General features: G+C 34.0%; 3 protein-coding genes and 1 pseudogene. All 4 read left to right on the plus strand.

Going from position 1 to position 1,892, the window contains the following annotated elements:
• Positions 1–163, plus strand: a pseudogene (locus tag AACY61_RS13125) (cytochrome oxidase subunit III); the annotation flags it as partial.
• 20 nt (positions 164–183) lie between these two features.
• A complete protein-coding gene (locus AACY61_RS13130; RefSeq protein WP_339612033.1) occupies positions 184–540 on the plus strand; it encodes a cytochrome C oxidase subunit IV family protein in 357 nt (118 codons plus the stop codon).
• An 83-nt stretch (positions 541–623) separates the two neighbouring features.
• Positions 624–1,259, plus strand: a complete 636-nt coding sequence (locus tag AACY61_RS13135; protein WP_339612034.1) for a hypothetical protein — start codon at positions 624–626, stop codon at positions 1,257–1,259.
• Position 1,260: 1 nt separating this feature from the next.
• On the plus strand, positions 1,261–1,884 hold the full coding sequence (locus tag AACY61_RS13140; RefSeq protein WP_339612035.1) for an SCO family protein: 624 nt from the start codon (positions 1,261–1,263) through the stop codon (positions 1,882–1,884).
• Positions 1,885–1,892 lie beyond the last annotated feature (8 nt).

The following is a 1,892-nucleotide window of genomic DNA, read 5'->3' on the forward strand; positions in this document are numbered from 1 at the left end:
CGTTTTTACTGGGGTATTGATTAACTTGATCATTTTCTTTAATATCTTGTTAGGAACTTACGAACGTCGCGGAAGCTATGAGATGGTCGAAAAAGTTGGTCTTTACTGGCACTTTGTAGATTTGGTTTGGGTATTTGTATTTACATTTTTCTATCTGGTTTAATAAAAAATAATAGTTAAGATATGGCACACGGAGCAGCACATGAAAGTTCGACAAAGCGCATTTGGTATGTGTTTACGTTACTTTCTATTGCAACAATTGTTGAAGTAGTATTGGGGATTATCAAACCTCAGTTTTTGGTTGAAACCAAGTTTCTTTCCATGAAATTACTGAATTGGATTTTTATCATACTTACAATTTATAAAGCATACTACATCACCTGGGCATTCATGCATATGGAAGGAGAAACCAAGGGGTTAAGAAGATCTGTTGTTTGGACAGCGGTATTTCTAATTTCATACCTTGTGTTTATCCTACTTGTTGAAGGTGATTATATTTTTGAAGTTTATAAAAGTGGCTTTGTAAAATACAATTTTTAATCTTAGTTAAATATATAGTTAAAAGCCCTTCAAAATGAAGGGCTTTTTTTATTTTTGTACTCCAAATTGTAGATTCGCTTGTTGTGAAAAAAATTATAGTTTTAGTTGTCTTATTCATCCTTCCAATAACAATATATTTGTTTTTTTCTTCAGGTAAGAATCATTTTGCAAGACTACCTGTTCTAACTGAAAATGTTGCTGAATTGAACAAGCTAAAACCCATTGAGGGCAAAACAGTCCAACTGCAGGGAAAAATTACGGTTCTTAGTTTTTTTGGCAGTGATATCAAGGCTAAATATGGCAATGTATTCAATCTTACCCATAAAATTTACAAACCTTACCATCAATTTGAAGACCTTCAGTTTGTGTCAGTAGTTGAACGCGGAAACGATCACCTTGTAGATGCACTGCTTAATGAGTTAAATAAAATTACCGATGCTGGCAAGTGGAAATTCGTATATGGAACCTCTGAAGAAATCAAAGCACTTTTTAACTCACTAAATTCAAATGCTGAGTTAAATGAAAACTTGGGTACCTCAGAGGTGTTCATTATAGATAAAAAAAACAACCTTAGAGGCAGGACAGACGATGAAGACGTTCAGACTCTTTATAGTTACAATACTGCCTCTGTTGCAGAGTTAAATAATAAAATGAAAGACGATATCAAAATTATTTTGGCAGAATATAGATTGGCATTGAAAAAAAATAATAGAAATTAATATGAAAAAGTATTCATACGTTGGTATTTCATTCGTAATCCTGGTTTTTGGAATCTGGGCTGTCAATGAGATAACAACTCGCCTCAGTGGCCCTGATTTTTATAAAGGTGAAGCAGTGCCTGATTTTTCATTTACCAACCAAAATGGAAAAACTGTTACCAACAAAACCTTTGAAGGAAAAGTCTATGTGCTGGAATTCTTTTTCACAACCTGCCCTAGCATATGTCCCATAATGAATCAAAACATGAAAAAAATTCAGGATTCATTTTATGGCAATCCTGAATTTGGAATTGCTTCAATAACCATTGACCCAGAACACGACACCCCTGAAGTAATGAAAAAATATGCCGAAAATTACGGAGCAAAACATCCACACTGGCATTTTTTAACAGGTGAAAAACAAACTATTTATAAACTTTCCAATGAAGGGTTTAAGCTTTATACAGCTGAAGAAGAAAATGCACCGGGTGGTTTTGAACACTCAGGTCTTTTTGCACTTATTGATCAGGAAGGATTCATCCGCTCACGCTATGATGAATTTGGTAACCCCAAAATTTACTACAACGGGCTCGAAGACAACGAGATTGAAATGCTCAAAGAAGACATTCAAAAACTTCTGAAATGAGAAATACA

Source organism: uncultured Planktosalinus sp., from assembly GCF_963973675.1.
Taxonomy (GTDB): Bacteria; Bacteroidota; Bacteroidia; order Flavobacteriales; family Flavobacteriaceae; genus Planktosalinus.